Origin of the sequence: Burkholderia ubonensis, assembly GCF_902833085.1 — a bacterium.
GTDB classification, from domain to species: Bacteria; Pseudomonadota; Gammaproteobacteria; order Burkholderiales; family Burkholderiaceae; genus Burkholderia; species Burkholderia ubonensis.
Genome location: NZ_CADFEB010000002.1, coordinates 485,498 through 502,554, shown reverse-complemented (window position 1 = coordinate 502,554; position 17,057 = coordinate 485,498). Strand labels below are relative to the sequence as shown.

Sequence of the window (17,057 nt, the reverse complement as noted above, 5' to 3'; positions counted from 1 at the left end):
TCTTCCTTACCAGTTGCGGAACCGCGCCGGCGGCGCATACAGCCCGCCCGACCAGTGCACGAGATCCTTGATCGAGCGCGCGGCGAGCCAGCGGCGGTCCGCGTCGAGCGGATCGATGCCGAGATCTTCCGGGCGCCGGATCACGCCGCGCTCGCGCAGCCGCTCGACCATCTTCCGGTCGCGGCCGCGGCCGACTTCCGTATAGCCCGCGACGCCGCGAATCGCCTGCTCGCGCTCGTCCCTGTCGCGGCACATCAGCAGGTTCGCGATCCCTTCCTCGGTGACGATGTGCGTGACGTCGTCGCCGTACACCATGATCGGCGCGAGGTCGAGCTGCAGCTTGTCGGCGAGCTTCAGCGCATCGAGCTTCTCGACGAACATCGGCACGTTCTTGTCGCCGAAGGTCTCGCCGATCTGCACGACGAGCTTGCGGCCGCGCCGCAGCGCCGCCGGCGTGTCGGGATCGGCCTCCTCGCCCGCTTTCAGCCACGGCTCGCTCGGATGGCGCCGCCCGCGTGCGTCGCTGCCCATGTTCGGCGCGCCGCCGAAGCCGGCGATGCGCTCGGCCGTGACCGTCGACGAATGGCCGGACAGGTCGATCTGCAGCGTCGAGCCGATGAACATGTCGCACGCGTAGAGGCCGGCCGTCTGGCAGAACGCGCGGTTCGAGCGCAGCGAGCCGTCGGGGCCCGTGAACCATACGTCGGAGCGCGCGCGGATGTAGTCGTCCATCCCGACTTCGGAGCCGAAGCAGTGGATCTGCTCGACCCAGCCCGATTCGATCGCGGGAATCAGCGTCGGGTGCGGATTGAGCGCCCAGTGCGTGCCGACCTTGCCCTTCAGCCCGAGCTTCTCGCCGTAGGTCGGCAGCAGCAATTCGATCGCCGCGGTGTTGAAGCCGATCCCGTGGTTCAGGCGCTTGATGCCGTACGGCTGGTAGATGCCCTTGAGCGCGAGCATCGCGGTCAGGATCTGGGTCTCGGTGATCGCGGCCGGGTCGCGCGTGAACAGCGGCTCGACGTAGAACGGCCGCCCGGCCTCGACGACGAAATGCACGCGGTCGCCCGGGATGTCCACGCGCGGCACCTTGTCGACGATGCGGTCGACCTGCGCGATCACGATGCCGTCCTTGAAGGCGGTAGCCTCGACGACGGTCGGCGTGTCCTCGGTGTTCGGGCCCGTGTACAGGTTGCCGTCGGCGTCGGCGCTGACCGCGGCGATCAGCGCGACCTGCGGCGTGAGGTCGATGAAGTAGCGCGCGAACAGTTCGAGATAGGTGTGCACCGCGCCGAGCGCGATCTTGCCGCCGAACAGCAGCTTCGCGATCCGTTGCGACTGCGGGCCCGAATACGCGAAATCGAGGCGCTTCGCGATGCCCCGCTCGAACACGTCGAGATGCTCCGGCAGCACGACGCCCGACTGCACCATGTGCAGGTCGTGCACCTTCGCGCTGTCGACGTCGGCGAGCGCCGTCGCGAGCAGGTCGGCCTGCTTCTGGTTGTCGCCTTCGAGGCAGACCCGGTCGCCGGGCCGCAGCACGGCTTCCAGCAATGCCACGGCGTCGCGCGCGTCGACCCGCTTGCCGTGCGCGAGGTGCGCGCCGGCCGCGAGGCGTGCATCGCGCGCAAGTCGCGCGTGATTCCATCCCGTCATAGAGTTCTCCTGCTCCGAGGGTTCAGCGGCATTCTAAGCCGGCCGCCGCCGTCGATTGATGATGATGTCCAATGCGACCCAGAGGCCGCCGCGATGGATGCGGCTGAGGGCCCGTTCCCGCTCATAACGGGCTTGCGCTGGCCGCGAACGAATTTTAGAAATCAGGGGAACGTGCCCTACGCGCCGACCAGCGCGCGCGTCGCGAAGAACAGCACCGACGGCCCGAGCAGGCAGCCGACGCCGGTGTGGAACGTCGCGACCAGCGCGCCGTACGGCACGAGCCGGCGGTCGGTCGCGGCGAGGCCCGCGCTCACGCCGCTCACGGTGCCTGCGAGGCCGCCGAAGATCATCGCGGAGCGCGGCGTCTTCAGCCCCATGAAACCGGCCGCGAGCGGCGTGCCGACCATCACGATGATCGCCTTCACGAGCCCGGTCGCGATGCTGAGCGCGATCACGTCCGAGCTCGCGCCGATCGCGGCGCCGGTGACCGGCCCGACGATGTAGGTGACCGCGCCCGCGCCGATCGTCGTCATGCTGACCGCGTCGGTATAGCCGAACGCGCGGGCGACGCACGCGCCGACGATGAACGGCAGCACGGTGCCGAGCAACAGCGACAGCACGCCGACCATTCCGGCCTTTCGCGCCTCGGTCGGCTGCACTTCGAACGCGGTCGCGACGATCGCGAAATCGCGCAGCATCGCGCCGCCCATCAGGCCGACACCGGCGAACAATGGCACGTCGGCAATGCCCTTCTCGCCGCCGGTGAACGCGCCGCCGGCATACGCGAGCGCGAGGCCGATCAGGATCGCGATCGCCGAGCCGTGCACGCGGCCGAACGTGAGCTTGTGCGACGCGATCGACGCGATCCACATGACCAGGCCGACGAGCGCGAACGACGCGACGAGGCCGTTATGGGCAACCGTTCTTTCGAGCATCTGCAGCATCGCGGCCTCCGTCATTGCTGGTCGAATTGCGGGACGACGGCGAACGCCGTATCGTCGCGGCCGGTGCGCGCGAGCACCGCGATGCAGCCCGCGCAGATCACGACCGCGCCGACGGCGGCCAGCAGCGCGACCGGCCCGCCCTTCAGCGCGGCGACGACGTTCTGGTTCGCGGCCATCGCGACGACGACCGGGATGTACATCGCGCCCCAGAAGCCGACGCCCGCCTCGGTCTCCTTCGGCAGCCAGCCGCGGCGGTGCAGGTAAAGGCGCAGGCCGATCAGCAGCAGCATCGCGATGCCGACGCCGCCGACGTTGGTCTTCACGCCGATCGCGGCGCCCAGCAGGTCGCCGAGGAACAGCCCGGCCAGATGGCAGAACGCAAGCAGCGCGGTTCCGTAGATGATCATGAGTCTCGTCTCCTTCCAGGTGTCTGCCGCGGCGGTGCGCCGCGGCCCCGGCGGCTCGTCGTGCGAGCGCATTCTCGGGCGGTCGATGGGATGATGCGGCTTCGGGTCCGCGCCCGGATGCCGTAGACTGCCCGAAGCAGCCGCCGGCGTGGGCGTGAGTCGATACTAGCGCCGCAAAATCCGGCCATTTATGAAGTTGTCGAAACCGATTCAGTGGGTTTAGCAATGCGTCCGTTACCGCCCGAGCTGCTGCGCAGCTTCGTCGCCGTCGCCCAGTCCGGCAGCTTCACCGCCGCGTCCGAGCGCGTGAGCCTGTCGCAGTCCACCGTCAGCCAGCACATCCGCCGCCTCGAGGAATTGCTCGACCGGCCGCTGTTCGAGCGCGACACCCGCAACGTGCGCCTGTCGCAGCACGGCGACGCGCTGTTGCGCTACGCGGTGCGCATCCTCGAGCTGATGGACGAGGCCGTCACGTCGGTGTGCGGGCCGCCGCTGTCGGGCAAGGTGCGGCTCGCGATGTCGGAGGATTTCGCGTCGGCGCACCTGACCGCCGCGCTCGCGAGCTTCGTGCAGCGCAACCCGGACGTCGAGCTGGCGATCGCGACCGGGCTGTCCGGCGACCTGTTCGACGCGCTCGACGAAGGCCGGCACGACCTCGTATTCGCGAAGCGGATCGCCGGCAGCCGGCGCGGCCGCGTGATCCGCAGCGAGCCGCTGTACTGGTGCACCGGCCCCGAATCGCGGATCACCGGCCACGAGACGGTGCTGCCGCTCGCGCTGCATCCGGAGCCGAGCGTGTCGCGGCGCCGCGTGCTCGAAACGCTCGACGCGATCGGCCGGCCGTACCGGATCGCGGTAGTGAGCAGCAGCGTCGCGGTGCTGCGCGCGGCCGCCAGCGCGGGGCTCGGCGTCAGCGCGTTCGCGGGCTACGTGATCCCGACCGGGCTCGCGCGGCTCGACGCGGGGCTGCCCGAGCTCGGCGAGCTCGAATACGTGATCGACCGCCCCGCCGCCGCATCGCGCTCGACGCTCGCGCTGGAGGCGACGCTGGTCGCCGCCGCGGCCGGGCTGTAACGCGGGGTCGCAACGCGCCGGCCGGGCGGCCCGCTCCACGCCCGCCGTTCGCTGACAATCCTGCCCGGGACGCGTCAGCGTCCGCGCAGCACCCGCTCGCGACAATGGAACCCATCGGAACGCACGGCCCCGCGCCGCCCGTCCGTTGTCCCGTCCCCTCTTTCGGAGCGCCCCATGAACCTCATGCGATTCGTCGTCGCGGCCGCCGCCGCCGCGCTGCTGTCCCCTGCGTTTGCCCAGACCGATGCGACGCCGCCCGCGCAGGGCAGGACCCGCGCGGAAGTCCTCGCCGAACTGAAGCAGGCTTATCTCGAAGGCGATCTGCCGACCACCGACGCCGACTATCCGCCGAGCGACGCGACCCGTGCGCGCAACCGCGAACGGCTCGACGCGGTGCGGCCCGCATGGGCGATGCAGGCGCAGCAGCCGGCGTCGCAGCAGTAGCTGCAGCGCGCGCGGCAACCGCTCAGGGCAGGAAGCTGCGCCGCCGCGCGTCGATCAGCTCGACGAGCAGCCGGTCGCGTTCGGCGGCGAGTTCCTGCATCGAGCGCGCGCCCTGGATCGCGCGGAGTTCGTCGATCAGCTTGCGGTCGACGTCGGGATCGAACGACGGCGTGCCGAGATCGTCCCACCAGCTCGTCATCGGGCCGGACAGATGCTCGAGGAAGTGCGCGATCCCGCCCGCGCCGCCGCCGAGGTGATAGGTCAGGGCCTGCCCCATCAGTCCCCAGCGCAGCCCGGGGCCCCATGCGACCGCCTTGTCCGCGTCGGCGACGCTGACGACGCCCTCGCCGACGAGGTGGTACACCTCGCGGAACAGCGCGGCCGCAAGCCGGTTCGCGACGTGGCCGGCCATCTCCTTGTTGAGGACGATGGTCTCCTTGCCGAGCGCGTCGTAGAACGCCTTCGCGCGCGCGATCGCGTCCGGGGCGGTCGCCGCGCCGCCGACCAGCTCGACGAGCGGGATCAGGTGCGGCGGGTTGAACGGATGCGCGATCAGGCAGCGCTCCGGATGCTTCTCGCACGCGGTCTGGATGTCGGACATCTTGAGGCCCGACGAGCTCGATGCGATCAGCACGTGCGCCGGCAGCACGTCGTCCATCTGCCGGTACAGCGCGCGCTTCAGGTCGAGCCGCTCGGGGCCGTTCTCCTGCACGAAATCGACGCCGTCGAGCGCGCGCGACAACTCCGCGTCGAACACGAGCCGCTGCGTCAGCGCCGCGGCCTCGTCGCCGAGAAACGCGGCGAGCGCGTCGCGCAGCCGCGTGTCGGCGTCCGGCGCCGGATCGGTCGCGACGACGTCGAATCCCTTCGACAGATAGAAAGCCGCCCAGCTCGCGCCGATCACGCCGGCGCCGACGACGGCGATGCGTCCGATGTTCTTGTTCATGTCGTTGAGTCTCCTTGGATGGCGCGGCGATTGTCGCATCGAATCGAGCGCGCGCATCTGACGCGGACCACTTGAAATGCGCGGCGGCGGCCACTAATTACGTGCCGTGAGCGCAGCCGCGCACCATGCGCTGCGCATTTCGATGGCATGAAGCCCGTCTGTTACGGAGGACACGCGTATGAACGGTTTCCCATTCGGCACCGACATCTTCAACGAGCTGGCCCGCATGCAGCGCCAGATGACGGACCTGTTCGGCGAATCGCCGGCGAGCATCCGCGCGGCGCGGCAAGGCGCGTTCCCCGCGCTCAACGTCGGCGCGACCGACGATGCGATCGAGATCGTCGTGTTCGCGCCGGGCATGGCCGCGGCGGACTTCGCCGTGTCGATCGACAAGGATCTGCTGACGATCGGCGGCGAACGCAAGCCGGCGCCGCGCAACGACGGCGACGACGTGCGCACGTATGCGCAGGAGCGCTTCCACGGCGCGTTCCGCCGCGTCGTCGAGCTGCCGCGCAACGCCGATCCCGACAACGTGAGCGCGCGCTACGAGAACGGCTGCCTGCTGATCCGCATCGGCCGGCGCGAAACGTCGAAGCCGCGCGCGATCGCGGTCCACTGATCAAGAGGAGAACGACATGAACATCAGCCAGCCAGTCGCCGAACGTCAATCGGCCAACGTCCAACCCGGCGCCGCTGCCACGGCCGCGGCCGCGCGTGCGCCCGCGATCGCGCCGGCCGTCGACATCGTCGAGGACCGCCACGGCGTCACGCTGCGCGCGGACCTGCCCGGCGTGCCGCGCGAAAACCTCGACGTGAAGGTGCATGACAACACGCTGTCGATCGACGCGCAGGTGCACATCGACCTGCCCGCCGAGCTGCGGGTCCGGCACGCCGAACTGCGTGCGCCGCGTTTTGCGCGCGCGTTCACGCTGAGCCCGGATCTCGATACGTCGAACATCGTCGCGAACCTGCGCGACGGCGTGCTGACGCTGACGATCCCGCGGCGCGAAGCGGCGCAGCCGCGCCGCATCGAGGTCGCGGCCGGCAACGCGTGACGCCGTAGCAGCACGCATGTGACATGCCCCGTCAGGCACACGGCCTGACGGGGCAACTTTTCATCGCGGGCCGGCGCGCGCTCAATCGAAATCGAAGATGTCGAACACCGATTTCTTGCGGCGGTGCGGCTCGTGGCGGCGGTCGTCGTCGCGCGCTCGCCGGTCGCGGCCCCACGCGTCGTCGTGGTCGCGCTGCGCGCGTGCGTCGCGATGCGCGGGCGCGTCGTCGACGCCGCGCGTGATCAGCTTGTCGAGCTCGCCGCGATCGAGCCACACGCCGCGGCATGCGGGGCAATAGTCGATCTCGATCGACTGACGTTCGGCAATCAGCAGGTCGGGAGTCTTGCAGACCGGGCATTTCATGATGGGTCTCCTTGTCGGACGGGTGAGGAATCGGGATGGCGCCGCGCGTTCAGTGCCCGGACGCCTGCGCCGCACGCTTCGCCTTCGCGCGCCGCGCCAGCATGTTCATGCCCTCGACGAACGCCGAGAACGCCATTGCCGCGTAGATGTAGCCCTTCGGCACGTGCGAGCCGAAGCCTTCGGCGATCAGCGTCATGCCGATCACGACGAGGAACGACAGCGCGAGCATCACGATCGTCGGGTTGCGGTCGATGAAGCGCGCGAGCGGCTGCGCGGCGAACAGCATCACGGTCACGGCGGCGATCACCGCGACGAACATGATCGGGATGTGCTCGGTCATGCCGATCGCGGTCACGATGCTGTCGATCGAGAACACGATGTCGAGCATCAGGATCTGGCCGACCGCCGCCCACATCGTCAGGCCGGGCGCGCCGTTCGACGCGCCGGCGCCGCCGTCGCGCGACACGTGATGATGGATCTCGGTGGTCGCCTTCCAGACGAGGAACAGGCCGCCCGCCAGCAGGATCATGTCGCGCCACGAGTACGCATGGTCGAACAGCGAGAACACCGGCTCGGTCAGGCGCGCGATCCACGCGACGGTGCCGAGCAGCGCGAGCCGCATCACGAGCGCAAGGCCGATGCCGAGCCGCTGCGTGCGGGCGCGCTGCGCTTCGGGCAGCTTGTTGCTGAGGATCGAGATGAAGATCAGGTTGTCGATGCCGAGCACGACTTCCATCACGACGAGCGTCAGGAGCGCGGCCCAGACGGCGGGATCGGCGGCAAGCGTCAGCAGATAGTCCATGAGGTTCGGGAAAACGAAGGTGGAAAACCCGATTATCGGCATCCGCGAAATTCGGAAAAATCAGCGACAATCTGATCTTTGGTTCGGTTTTTTCGATATATCGATCCGATGCTGAATTTTCGACATCTGTACTACTTCTGGGTCGTCGTGAAGGAAGGCGGCTTCGCGCGCGCGGCCGAACGGCTCGACATGGCGGTGCAGACGATCAGCGCGCAGGTGCGCGAGCTGGAGAAGTCGCTCGGCCATCAGCTGCTGGGGCCGGCGGGACGCGGCGTCGCGATGACCGACGCCGGCCGCGCGGCGTTCGCGCGCGCGGAGGCGATCTTCGAGCTCGGACGGCGGATTCCCGACGAGGTGCGCGCCGCCGCGAGCCAGCCGACGGTGCGGCTCGCGGTCGGCCTGTCGGACGGCATCTCGAAGCTGGCCGCGCACGCGATACTCGCGCCGGTGCTCGACACGCCCGCGCTGCGGCTCCTGTGCCACGAGGGCGAGCACGACGCGCTGCTCGCGGAGCTCGCGCTGCACCATCTCGACCTGGTGCTCGCCGGCCAGGGCGCGCCGCCCAACGCGAACCTGCGGGTGACGAGCGAGCGGCTCGTCGCGTCGCCGGTCGACTGGTACGGCCCCGCGGCGCTCGTCACGCAGGCCGCGCGCCAGCGCTTTCCACAGTGCCTCGCCGAGTTGCCGCTGTTGCTGCCGACCGCGCATTCCGCGCTGCGCGAGCGGCTCGACCGCTGGCTGGAGGCGGAACGCATCGTGCCGCGCATCGCCGGCGAATTCGAGGACAGCGCGCTGATGGCGGTGTTCGCGGCGCGCGGCCTCGGCGTGTTTCCGTTGAGCGAGCTGGGCGCGAACGATGCGTCACTGCTGAGGGGGGTGCGGCGGCTCGGGCGCGCCGGCGACGTGACCGAGGAGATCCACGCGATCCGCTCGCGGCGCGGCGAGCAGCATCCGCTGACGGCGCGCTTGCTCGCGGTCGCGCGCGATGCGCGGCGCTGACGCAAGCGCGACGTCAAACGAAACTATAATAGCGCCCCGGCCTCGCGAGATTGCCTCGCGCCTGCCTGACAGCTTCTGCCGGCCGCGCGCTTGCGCGCCCGGCAACCATCCGACCTTCGCGCAATGCGCGCGCAGTCCCGGCGCGGCAACCGGCCGAGCCTTTTGAAAGACGCCATGCACAACCGAATTCGACTGTTCCCCGTTTCGTGCGCGCTCGCGGCTGCGACCGTGCTGGCGGCGTGCTCGTCGCCGCCCAAGCCGATCTATCAGCAGGAGCAGTTCGACGTGACAAGCAGCCCGTACTCGCACACGTTTCACGCGAAATCCGACGCGACCTGCGAAGCCGCGCGCCGCGCGCTGCTGAGCCAGGGCTATGTCGCGTCGTCATCCCGCTCCGACGCGATCGACGGCAGCAAGAATTTCCAGCCCAGCAACGACATGCACGTCGTGATCGAGTTTCACGTCGTGTGCGCGGACGCGAACGCGGACGGCACGTCGAGCATCGCGTACGTGAATGCGGTGCAGGACCGCTACACGCTCAAGAAGTCCAACACGTCGGCGAGCGTCGGCCTCAGCGTGTTCGGCTCGCTGTCGCTGCCGATCGGCTCGAGCGACGACGCGCTCGTGAAGACCGCGAGCGAGACGATTCCGGCCGGCGTGTTCTACGAGCGCTTCTTCAATCTCGTCGACCATTTCCTGAAGGTCGATCCGACCCGCCGCGACCGCGCGACCGTCAAGGCCGCGGAGAAGGAGCACGTCGCGCCGCTGCCCGAGCCCGCGCCGACGCCGCAGGGCGAACCGATCAAGATGACGACGCCGGCCGTGCCGACGCCGGCCGCGCCGCCGGTGCCCGCGTCCGCTGCCGTGCCGGCGTCCGGCGCGCCGGGTTCCGCGGCGGCGGTTCCGGCGGTGCGGGCGTCCGCTCCGGGACAGGCATCCGGTGCGGCGGCCGCGGCGGCTTCGGCAGTCGCGCCGGCCTCTGCCGGCTCGCCCGCGTCGGCTCCGGTTTCCGCGTCGGCCTCCGCTTCCGCATCGGCGGCCACGTCTGCGTCCAAGCCGGCTTCCGCACCAGCGGCCGCGCCGGCTCCGGCATCCGCGGCTGCACCGGCGTCCACGCCGGCTCCGGCATCGGCTGCTGCCCCTGCGTCCGCGCCCGCCTCGGCGCCCGCTCAGGCCCCCGTCCCCGCACCGGTCTCGACCACGCCGGCCGACAAGGCGCCCGCGCCCTCGCCCGTCACGACCATCGAGGCCGCTGCGCCGGTATCGTCAGTCGCGCGCCGCGCAAGCTGAATCACGTCCGGTCGACGCCCGCGCCGCCGCTCGCGCGGCGCGGCGTCACGCAAACGCCCGTCACCGCCCCCTTTCCGTTTCGCGCCCCCGCCCGTCATCGCCGCGGCTGTTCAACGCGTGCAGGTGCTCGACCGTCGCCGTCACCCCGCCGCAGACGATCACCGCGATGCGCGACGCGGCGGCCAGCGCGGGCGTCGTCATGTCGAGCGCGGCCAGCGCGGCCCCGCACGCCGGCTCCACCACGATCCGGTGCTCGTCGAGGAACCGCAGCGACGCGGCCACCGCTGCCGCATCGGACACGACGACGGTGTCGATCGCGTGCCGCGTCGCCCACTCGAGCGCGGCGTCGCACGGCCGCTTCGCGCCGAGCGACGTCGCGACGCTGGTGATTGCCGCCAATTCGACGGGCCGCCCCAGCGCAACCGAGCGCGCATAGCAGTCCGCGCCTTCGGTCTCCACCGCGACGACCGGCACGTCGCGCCAGCCGTTGCGCGCGAGCCCCTCGAGCACGCCGCACAGCAGCCCGCCGCCGCCGACCGCCAGCACGACCGCATCGGGCTTCGGCCCCGCCGCCGCCATCTCGTCGATCATCGTCGCGTGGCCCTGCCACAGCACCGGATCGTCGAACGGGTGCACGAACGCGTCGTGCGGGCCGAGCACGGACTGCGCGTACGCATTCGCCTCCGCCCAGGATGCGCCATGCACGACCAGCTCCGCGCCTTCGACGCGGATCAGCTCGCGTGCGCGCGCAGACGTGCTTTCCGGCACCACCACGAGCACGGGCACGCCGAGTTCGCGGCCCGCATACGCCACCGCGATGCCCGCGTTGCCGCCCGACGACGACACGAACCGCCGGGCGCCGGCGGCGCGCCGCGCGTCGCAGACCGCGCCGACGCCGCGCAGCTTGAACGAGCCGGACGGCTGCATCGCCTCGATCTTGAGCAGCACGTCCTTGCCGAGCCGGCGGGATGCGGCCTGCGAACGAAGATAGGGGGTCTGGATATGAAGCGGCATGGGAATGAGGCGCACACGGATGAAATGACGCCGTTCATGCTACGCCGCGCACGTCATGCTTTCCAATACCATCGAATGCCGGCTGCTATGCTTCGCAGGCATATCTTCATCGACGGACAGGAGCCGCATGCGACAAGTCGAATTACGCCATCTCCGCTACTTCGTCGCGGTCGCGGAAGCCGGCAGCGTGATGGCGGGCGCCCGCGCGATCGGGATCGTGCAGCCCGCGCTGTCCCGGCAGATCCGCGAGCTCGAGGACGCGATCGGCACCCCGCTGCTGGTCCGCCGCGCGACCGGCGTCGCGCTCACGGCGGCCGGTGCGAGCTTCCTGCGGGATGCGACGCGCCTGCTCGCCGACCTGCGCGACAGCCGCGAACGCGCGCTGCGCTGCGCGGCCGGCGAACTCGGCGAGCTGCGGCTCGGCGTGCTGCCGAACTATTTGCCGCTGCCGGTGGTGTCGAACGTGCTCAAGGCGTTCCGGGATGCATGCCCGCACGTGAAGCTGTCGATCGCGCCGATGCTGTCGGCCGAACAGGCGGCCGCGATCGCGCGCGGCGAGCTCGACGGCGGGATCATGGCGTGGCGCCGGGACGAAGCAGCGCAGCTCGCGGGCGTGCGGCTGCTGAGCGACCGGTTCGTGCTCGCGATGCCGTCCACGCCGAGCCGCCGCGTGCGCGCGCCGGCCCGGCTGACCGAACTCGCCGACGCGCCGTTCGTCTGGTTCGATCCGCAACGGTCCGCCGCACACCACCGGTTCCTGATCGAACAGTGCCGGCGGGCGGGCTTCACGCCGCGGATCGCGCAGGTCGGCAGCGACGTCCCGACGCTGATCGGGCTCGTCGCGGCCGGGATGGGCTGCGCGTTCGTGCCGGAGAGCGCGGCGCCGTCGTGTCCGGGCACCGTGCGGCTGGTCGCGCTCGACACGCTCGCCGAACGCTTCGACGTCGAATTCGTGTACGACGGCCACGCGGTCTCGCCGGTCGTGCGGCAGTTCCTCGCGGCGCTGCACGCGACGGCCGGCGCGTGAACGCGACGATGCCGCGGCCGATACGTCCCGGCCTTCGTCAGCTGAAGAACATCGCCACCAGATGCCGCAGGTAGTCCGGGATCTGCGCAACGACCTGCCGGACGTCGACGTCCGACAGGTAAAGCAGCACCGACAGCGGGCCAAGCCACAGCACTGCGACCACGAAATCCCTCATTGCCTTTCTCCCACCGGCCGGATGGCCGTTCCGATGGCACCTCGTTGATATTCGCGCCCATCGTTCGCCTGCCTCCGCGTGCGCGTCGCCGGAAGCCTGTCGTCGCCGGGATGTCGATCCGTTGCGGTCCTCCGTTCAATCCTTCTCTTTACGCTCGATGATGTAGCAGGTTCCATGCCACCGGTCGGCAACCGCACGCCGCATGCGCCGTGGACGCGCAACCGAGCCGCCGTGCGCAGGCGGCCCTTACGATCGGTTGCGGGGATGAAACAGGCGCACGCTCGAACGAGGCGAAAAACAGCGTGCTGCCGTCAGCGTCGCGCGTTCGTCCCTCCCGGCCACGCACCGCGCCAAGCCGACATTTTTCTTACGGTTCGGCGCAATATGGCCAGCCGCCCATTGCGCCGCCGAAATGTTTCAAAAACGAAACGCGCAGGCGCGGCGGGCGCGTCGCATGCCGTGTTGGCGGCATCCGGCCCGATCATCCGGAAAGTACCCGACGCGGATCGATCCGCTCTGCCGGCGGCCACCGCGATATCGGCCGCTTTTCAGTTTCACGACGCCGGCAACCTGATTGTCGGACATTTGAAATATCCCTCGAAAATCAGTCACCGCGCGCTATTTCAAATTGTTATATCTCGAAATATACTGCGCGCGCATCCATTCCTCGTGCCTATGAGAGGATGCCTTGACGCCTCGGTCACGGTCCGCCCGTTTCCGAGGCTTTTTTACGGGCGCGGACGCGGGACCCGGCTTTCATTGTTGATTCAAAATCAAAATAATTTCGATCGATCGCGGCTTTTTCCGCAAAAGTAAAGCGCGCACACTGCGTCTTGCCATCAAACGACCGGCCGGATCAGGCTATGCCCACCCCCGCTGCCGCCCGCACCCAGGAGCCCCTTACGTGAACCACCCGACCTCCCCTGCGTCACGCACGGGCGGCAGCGCCGCGCTGCCGCTCTTCGCACTCGCCGCCGGCGCGTTCGGCATCGGCACCACCGAGTTTTCGCCGATGGGCCTGCTGCCCGTGATCGCCGACGGCGTCCACGTGTCGATCCCGACCGCCGGCATGCTGATCAGCGCGTATGCGATCGGCGTGATGGCCGGCGCACCGCTGATGACGCTGCTGCTCGCGCGCTGGCCGCGGCGCGCCGCGCTGATCGCGCTGATGAGCATCTTCACGATCGGCAACCTGCTGTCGGCGCTCGCGCCGAACTACACGACGCTGCTGCTCGCGCGACTCGTCACGAGCCTGAATCACGGCGCGTTCTTCGGGCTCGGCTCGGTGGTCGCCGCGAGCCTCGTGCCGCGCGAAAAGCAGGCGAGCGCGGTCGCGACGATGTTCATGGGCCTCACGATCGCGAACGTCGGCGGCGTGCCGGCCGCGACGTGGCTCGGCCACGCGATCGGCTGGCGGATGTCGTTCGCGGCGACCGCGGGCCTCGGCCTGATCGCGATCGCGGGCCTGTTCGCCGCGCTGCCCAGGGGTGAGGCCGGCAAGATGCCGAACCTGCGCGCCGAACTCGCGGTGCTCACGCGCCCGGTCGTGCTCGGCGCGCTCGCGACGACGGTGCTCGGCGCCGGCGCGATGTTCACGCTGTATACCTATGTCGCGCCGACGCTCGCGAACCTGACGGGCGCGACGCCCGGCTTCGTGACCGCGATGCTGGTGCTGATCGGCATCGGCTTCTCGATCGGCAACCTCGCGGGCGGCCGGCTTGCGGACCGCTCGCTCGACGGCAGCCTGATCGGCTTCCTGTTGCTGCTGATCGCCGTGATGCTCGCGTTCCCGGCGCTCGCCGCGACACAGGCGGGCGCGGCGGTCGCGCTGCTCGTGTGGGGCGTCGCGACGTTCGCGGTCGTGCCGCCGCTGCAGATGCGCGTGATGCGCGCCGCGTCCGAAGCGCCGGGGCTCGCGTCGTCGGTCAACGTCGGCGCGTTCAACCTCGGCAATGCGCTCGGCGCGGCGGCCGGCGGCGCGGCGATCTCGGGCGGGTTCGGCTATGCGGCGGTGCCGGTGGCCGGCGCGCTGATCGCGCTCGCCGGGCTCGCGCTCGTCGCGCTGCAGGTCGTGCAGCGTCGGCGCGCCTCGCTCGCGACGAACGCCGTTCGTTGACCGGCTGCCGCAAGCGCGCGACGCGGGTTGCGCTCAAAACCGATGCACGATGCCGAGCTGCACGCCGCGCGCGTTCGCGCCCGGATACGCGAGCGGCAAGCCAGGGTTCGCCGCGCCGGCGAGCGTGTAGCCTGCCTGGTTGCGGTTGCGCAGGTACGACAGCGCGCCGTAGAAACTGGTGCGCTTCGACAGGTCGTACTCGTACATCAGGCCGACCTGGTCCGCGTTGCTCCCTTGCGACGACTGGTCGTGCAGGTACGCATAGCCGAGCGCAAGGTAGTTCGCCGGATTCAGCTGATATTTGACCGACAGCCCGTAGACGCGCGAATCGATGCCGATGTCGTCCCACTTCACCGCCGAGAACCCGCCGTAGACGGTCGCCTTGCCGATCGCGTACGACGCGCCGGCCATGATCGTGCGATCCGTGGTCGCCGCCGTGGCGCTCCTGAGCCATTGGCCCGCGACGAACGCCGCGAACGCCCCGTGCTCGTAGGTCACGTCGAACTGCCGGCTCGATCCGGCCGAGCGCACGCCGCCCGCGTCGCCGAAGCCGACATACACGCCCGCCTGAAAGCCGGCGATCTCCGGGCTCCGGTACGACACGGTATTGCTCGTGCGGAACGCGAAGACCGTCAGGTTGTCCATGCCGGACGCCTGGGTCACGCCGCCGAACGCGTCCTGGCCGCCCTGGTCGTTGAAGAGCGGCGAATTCTGGCGGCCCGCGCGCAGCTTGCCCCATTGCCCCGCGACGCCGACCCATGCCTGCCGGTTGAACATGCGGCTCGAATCCGCGAGCGTGCCGTTATTCGGATTGAAGCCGTTTTCCAGATCGAACTCGATCTTCTGCCCGCCGCCGATGTCCTCGGCGCCCTTCACGCCGAACCGGCTGCCCCACTGGCCGCCCGAGCCGATCGCCGCCGTATAGCCGTTGCCGGTGTTCACGTATTGCGCGAACTCGTCGATCACGCCGTACAGCGTGACGCCGTCGCCGGCCAGCGCCGCGCCCGAGCATGCGAAGGTGGCGGCCGCGCACGCGGCATGGAGGCCGGTGCGCGCCGGCGGCAGGCGCAGCGAGGCCGCGCGATGTTTCATCAATTTAGTCATGCTATCCATTTCGACGGAACGCACGCCGACGCGGAACGCGATCGGCGCACCGTGCCATCATCGAATGAGCTGGGAGATCCGGCCGGCGGAGTGCCGCATCGCGCGGCGCGGCCGGATCGGGGAATGAGGGTGTCCGGCCGGAACCGAACGCCCGCTCGTCAGTGCTGGATCTCGCCGCGTTCGAGCGGGAGGATCAGCCGTTCGGGAATCTGGCGGCGCGACGCGCGCGCGCCGATGTAATACAGCACGGCGGGCACGAGCAGCCCGAGGATCCACGAGATGTCGGTGCCGCCCAGCGCATCGACCAGCGGACCCGTGTAGATGTGCGTCGACATGAACGGCAGCTGCACGAGCACGCCGACCACGTAGATCGTGATCGCCATCACGTTCCAGCGCCCGTAGCGGCCGTCCGGATTGGACAGCGCGGGCACGTCGTAGCGCGACTTCGTGAAGCAGTAGTAGTCGACGAGGTTGATCGCGCTCCACGGCGTGAAGAACGCGAGCAGGAACAGGATGAACGCGGTGAATTCCTTCAGGAACGAGTGGCGGCCGGCCAGCGCGAGCAGCGTCGACACGCAGATCATCCCGAAGATGTACACGAGGCGGCTCTTCGACGACACCGCGCCCTTGCCGCGAAAGCCGCTGACGATCGTCGCCATCGACATGAAGCTGCCGTACGCGTTGAGCGCCGTCACGGTCACCTTGCCGAACGCGATGCTGAGGTACAGCAGCGCCGCGACGGCGCCCGTCGAGCCGAGCCCGACGATATAGGCGACCTCGTGATGCGCGAACCGGCTGCCGGCCAGCGCCGCGGCGAACACGCCGAACACCATCGCCGCCTGCGCGCCGAGCACCGACCCGAGGCCCACCGCGAGGAACGTGCGCACCGACGACGTCGAGCGCGGCAAATAGCGCGAATAGTCGGCGACGTACGGCCCGAACGCGATCTGCCACGACGCGGACAACGACATCGACAGCAGGAAGCTCGCGAGCGAGAAATGCCGGTTCGCGAGCAGCGCGCCGATGTCGTGATTCGCGAACAGCTGCGCGAACATGTACACGAACGCGACGATGCCGACCACGCTCGCGATGCGGCCGACGAAGTGGATCGCCCGATAGCCGCACACGGTCAGGCAGACGATCACGGCGGCGAACAGCAGGATGCCGGTCGCGTCGTCGACGTGCAGCAGCTGCGCGACCGCCTGCCCCGCCAGCACCGAGCCGCTCGCGGAAAAGCCGACGTACATCAGGCACACGAGCACGATCGGGATCATCGCGCCATACACGCCGAACTGCACGCGGCTCGAGATCATCTGCGGCAGGCCGAGCTGCGGCCCCTGCGCGCCGTGCAGCGCCATCACCGCGCCGCCGATCAGCTGCCCGAGCAGCAGCGCGACCAGGGACCAGAACACGTCGCCGCCGAGCACGACCGCCAGTGCGCCCGTCACGATCGCCGTGATCTGCATGTTGGCGGACAGCCAGAGCGTGAACTGGCTGAGCAGCCCGCCGTGGCGCTCGGCGTCGGGGATGAAATCGATCGAACGGACTTCGATCAGGCTGCCGCCGGCTTTCCCGCTGGAATTGATTGACACGGAGTTATCTCCAAATTGCTCAGGATTACAAACACATCCATCGATACAACGC

General features: G+C 69.6%; 19 protein-coding genes. 8 read left to right on the top strand and 11 right to left on the bottom strand.

The window, feature by feature from the left end; all coding sequences use genetic code 11:
• Positions 1 to 6: 6 nt before the first annotated feature.
• The 3 genes from mdcA to madL form a co-directional block, all read right to left on the bottom strand.
• Entirely contained in the window at positions 7 to 1,653 is a 1,647-nt protein-coding gene (gene mdcA, locus HWX31_RS06310) for a malonate decarboxylase subunit alpha (protein WP_174965284.1), read from the bottom strand.
• Positions 1,654 to 1,829: 176 nt separating this feature from the next.
• Positions 1,830 to 2,597, bottom strand: coding sequence for a malonate transporter subunit MadM (gene madM / locus HWX31_RS06305; protein WP_059614834.1), 768 nt, complete (start codon positions 2,595 to 2,597; stop codon positions 1,830 to 1,832).
• A gap of 11 nt (positions 2,598 to 2,608) precedes the next feature.
• Positions 2,609 to 3,004, bottom strand: a complete 396-nt coding sequence (madL, locus tag HWX31_RS06300; protein ID WP_010092696.1) for a malonate transporter subunit MadL — start codon at positions 3,002 to 3,004, stop codon at positions 2,609 to 2,611.
• 225 nt (positions 3,005 to 3,229) lie between these two features.
• Between madL and HWX31_RS06295 the strand changes: the two genes are divergently transcribed.
• Positions 3,230 to 4,078, top strand: coding sequence for a LysR substrate-binding domain-containing protein (locus tag HWX31_RS06295; RefSeq protein ID WP_059766354.1), 849 nt, complete (start codon positions 3,230 to 3,232; stop codon positions 4,076 to 4,078).
• Between the two features lie 174 nt (positions 4,079 to 4,252).
• Entirely contained in the window at positions 4,253 to 4,522 is a 270-nt protein-coding gene (locus HWX31_RS06290; protein ID WP_059614438.1) for a DUF4148 domain-containing protein, read from the top strand.
• 22 nt (positions 4,523 to 4,544) lie between these two features.
• Here the strand turns inward: HWX31_RS06290 and HWX31_RS06285 are convergent, their stop codons facing one another.
• The gene (locus HWX31_RS06285) at positions 4,545 to 5,468 is read right to left on the bottom strand and encodes a 3-hydroxyacyl-CoA dehydrogenase NAD-binding domain-containing protein (protein ID WP_174965285.1); all 924 of its coding nucleotides are present in this window, start codon (positions 5,466 to 5,468) and stop codon (positions 4,545 to 4,547) included.
• A 178-nt stretch (positions 5,469 to 5,646) separates the two neighbouring features.
• Between HWX31_RS06285 and HWX31_RS06280 the strand changes: the two genes are divergently transcribed.
• Together HWX31_RS06280 and HWX31_RS06275 are read left to right on the top strand one after the other, a co-directional pair.
• The gene (locus tag HWX31_RS06280) at positions 5,647 to 6,087 is read left to right on the top strand and encodes an Hsp20/alpha crystallin family protein (RefSeq protein ID WP_174965286.1); all 441 of its coding nucleotides are present in this window, start codon (positions 5,647 to 5,649) and stop codon (positions 6,085 to 6,087) included.
• Positions 6,088 to 6,103: 16 nt separating this feature from the next.
• Positions 6,104 to 6,523, top strand: a complete 420-nt coding sequence (locus HWX31_RS06275) for an Hsp20/alpha crystallin family protein (protein WP_059614445.1) — start codon at positions 6,104 to 6,106, stop codon at positions 6,521 to 6,523.
• Positions 6,524 to 6,604: 81 nt separating this feature from the next.
• Here HWX31_RS06275 and HWX31_RS06270 read toward each other — a convergent pair whose 3' ends face one another.
• Together HWX31_RS06270 and HWX31_RS06265 are read right to left on the bottom strand one after the other, a co-directional pair.
• Positions 6,605 to 6,886, bottom strand: a complete 282-nt coding sequence (locus HWX31_RS06270; RefSeq protein WP_174965287.1) for a TFIIB-type zinc ribbon-containing protein — start codon at positions 6,884 to 6,886, stop codon at positions 6,605 to 6,607.
• A 49-nt stretch (positions 6,887 to 6,935) separates the two neighbouring features.
• A complete protein-coding gene (locus tag HWX31_RS06265; protein ID WP_174965288.1) occupies positions 6,936 to 7,688 on the bottom strand; it encodes a TerC family protein in 753 nt (250 codons plus the stop codon).
• Between the two features lie 108 nt (positions 7,689 to 7,796).
• Between HWX31_RS06265 and HWX31_RS06260 the strand changes: the two genes are divergently transcribed.
• The gene (locus tag HWX31_RS06260; protein ID WP_059616014.1) at positions 7,797 to 8,687 is read left to right on the top strand and encodes a LysR family transcriptional regulator; all 891 of its coding nucleotides are present in this window, start codon (positions 7,797 to 7,799) and stop codon (positions 8,685 to 8,687) included.
• Positions 8,688 to 8,861: 174 nt separating this feature from the next.
• A complete protein-coding gene (locus HWX31_RS06255) occupies positions 8,862 to 9,977 on the top strand; it encodes a DUF2242 domain-containing protein (RefSeq protein ID WP_174965289.1) in 1,116 nt (371 codons plus the stop codon).
• Between the two features lie 60 nt (positions 9,978 to 10,037).
• Here HWX31_RS06255 and HWX31_RS06250 read toward each other — a convergent pair whose 3' ends face one another.
• Entirely contained in the window at positions 10,038 to 10,991 is a 954-nt protein-coding gene (locus tag HWX31_RS06250) for a pyridoxal-phosphate dependent enzyme (protein ID WP_174965290.1), read from the bottom strand.
• Positions 10,992 to 11,118: 127 nt separating this feature from the next.
• Between HWX31_RS06250 and HWX31_RS06245 the strand changes: the two genes are divergently transcribed.
• Positions 11,119 to 12,018 (top strand): LysR family transcriptional regulator, encoded by a 900-nt coding sequence (locus HWX31_RS06245; RefSeq protein WP_174965291.1) that lies wholly within the window; start codon positions 11,119 to 11,121, stop codon positions 12,016 to 12,018.
• 37 nt (positions 12,019 to 12,055) lie between these two features.
• Here HWX31_RS06245 and HWX31_RS06240 read toward each other — a convergent pair whose 3' ends face one another.
• Positions 12,056 to 12,193, bottom strand: coding sequence for a hypothetical protein (locus tag HWX31_RS06240; RefSeq protein WP_010092727.1), 138 nt, complete (start codon positions 12,191 to 12,193; stop codon positions 12,056 to 12,058).
• Positions 12,194 to 12,610: 417 nt separating this feature from the next.
• The gene (locus HWX31_RS06235; RefSeq protein ID WP_157379547.1) at positions 12,611 to 12,778 is read right to left on the bottom strand and encodes a hypothetical protein; all 168 of its coding nucleotides are present in this window, start codon (positions 12,776 to 12,778) and stop codon (positions 12,611 to 12,613) included.
• A gap of 319 nt (positions 12,779 to 13,097) precedes the next feature.
• Between HWX31_RS06235 and HWX31_RS06230 the strand changes: the two genes are divergently transcribed.
• Entirely contained in the window at positions 13,098 to 14,309 is a 1,212-nt protein-coding gene (locus tag HWX31_RS06230) for an MFS transporter (protein WP_174965292.1), read from the top strand.
• 33 nt (positions 14,310 to 14,342) lie between these two features.
• Here HWX31_RS06230 and HWX31_RS06225 read toward each other — a convergent pair whose 3' ends face one another.
• Both HWX31_RS06225 and HWX31_RS06220 read right to left on the bottom strand, forming a co-directional pair.
• Positions 14,343 to 15,413 carry a porin gene (locus HWX31_RS06225; protein WP_174965293.1) on the bottom strand — a complete coding sequence of 357 codons (1,071 nt, stop codon included), beginning with the start codon at positions 15,411 to 15,413 and terminating at the stop codon, positions 14,343 to 14,345.
• Positions 15,414 to 15,571: 158 nt separating this feature from the next.
• A complete protein-coding gene (locus HWX31_RS06220) occupies positions 15,572 to 17,005 on the bottom strand; it encodes a purine-cytosine permease family protein (protein WP_174965294.1) in 1,434 nt (477 codons plus the stop codon).
• Positions 17,006 to 17,057 lie beyond the last annotated feature (52 nt).

What these genes read in the sequence shown, in the direction of transcription:
- mdcA (WP_174965284.1), bottom strand. Translation starts at nt 1,653, where the DNA reads ATGACGGGATGGAATCACGCGCGACTTGCGCGCGATGCACGCCTCGCG.
- HWX31_RS06240 (WP_010092727.1), bottom strand. Translation starts at nt 12,193, where the DNA reads ATGAGGGATTTCGTGGTCGCAGTGCTGTGGCTTGGCCCGCTGTCGGTG.
- HWX31_RS06295 (WP_059766354.1), top strand. Translation starts at nt 3,230, where the DNA reads ATGCGTCCGTTACCGCCCGAGCTGCTGCGCAGCTTCGTCGCCGTCGCC.
- madM (WP_059614834.1), bottom strand. Translation starts at nt 2,597, where the DNA reads ATGCTGCAGATGCTCGAAAGAACGGTTGCCCATAACGGCCTCGTCGCG.
- HWX31_RS06260 (WP_059616014.1), top strand. Translation starts at nt 7,797, where the DNA reads ATGCTGAATTTTCGACATCTGTACTACTTCTGGGTCGTCGTGAAGGAA.
- HWX31_RS06290 (WP_059614438.1), top strand. Translation starts at nt 4,253, where the DNA reads ATGAACCTCATGCGATTCGTCGTCGCGGCCGCCGCCGCCGCGCTGCTG.
- HWX31_RS06235 (WP_157379547.1), bottom strand. Translation starts at nt 12,778, where the DNA reads ATGTCCGACAATCAGGTTGCCGGCGTCGTGAAACTGAAAAGCGGCCGA.
- HWX31_RS06255 (WP_174965289.1), top strand. Translation starts at nt 8,862, where the DNA reads ATGCACAACCGAATTCGACTGTTCCCCGTTTCGTGCGCGCTCGCGGCT.
- madL (WP_010092696.1), bottom strand. Translation starts at nt 3,004, where the DNA reads ATGATCATCTACGGAACCGCGCTGCTTGCGTTCTGCCATCTGGCCGGG.
- HWX31_RS06280 (WP_174965286.1), top strand. Translation starts at nt 5,647, where the DNA reads ATGAACGGTTTCCCATTCGGCACCGACATCTTCAACGAGCTGGCCCGC.
- HWX31_RS06265 (WP_174965288.1), bottom strand. Translation starts at nt 7,688, where the DNA reads ATGGACTATCTGCTGACGCTTGCCGCCGATCCCGCCGTCTGGGCCGCG.
- HWX31_RS06225 (WP_174965293.1), bottom strand. Translation starts at nt 15,413, where the DNA reads ATGACTAAATTGATGAAACATCGCGCGGCCTCGCTGCGCCTGCCGCCG.
- HWX31_RS06250 (WP_174965290.1), bottom strand. Translation starts at nt 10,991, where the DNA reads ATGCCGCTTCATATCCAGACCCCCTATCTTCGTTCGCAGGCCGCATCC.
- HWX31_RS06270 (WP_174965287.1), bottom strand. Translation starts at nt 6,886, where the DNA reads ATGAAATGCCCGGTCTGCAAGACTCCCGACCTGCTGATTGCCGAACGT.
- HWX31_RS06285 (WP_174965285.1), bottom strand. Translation starts at nt 5,468, where the DNA reads ATGAACAAGAACATCGGACGCATCGCCGTCGTCGGCGCCGGCGTGATC.
- HWX31_RS06275 (WP_059614445.1), top strand. Translation starts at nt 6,104, where the DNA reads ATGAACATCAGCCAGCCAGTCGCCGAACGTCAATCGGCCAACGTCCAA.
- HWX31_RS06245 (WP_174965291.1), top strand. Translation starts at nt 11,119, where the DNA reads ATGCGACAAGTCGAATTACGCCATCTCCGCTACTTCGTCGCGGTCGCG.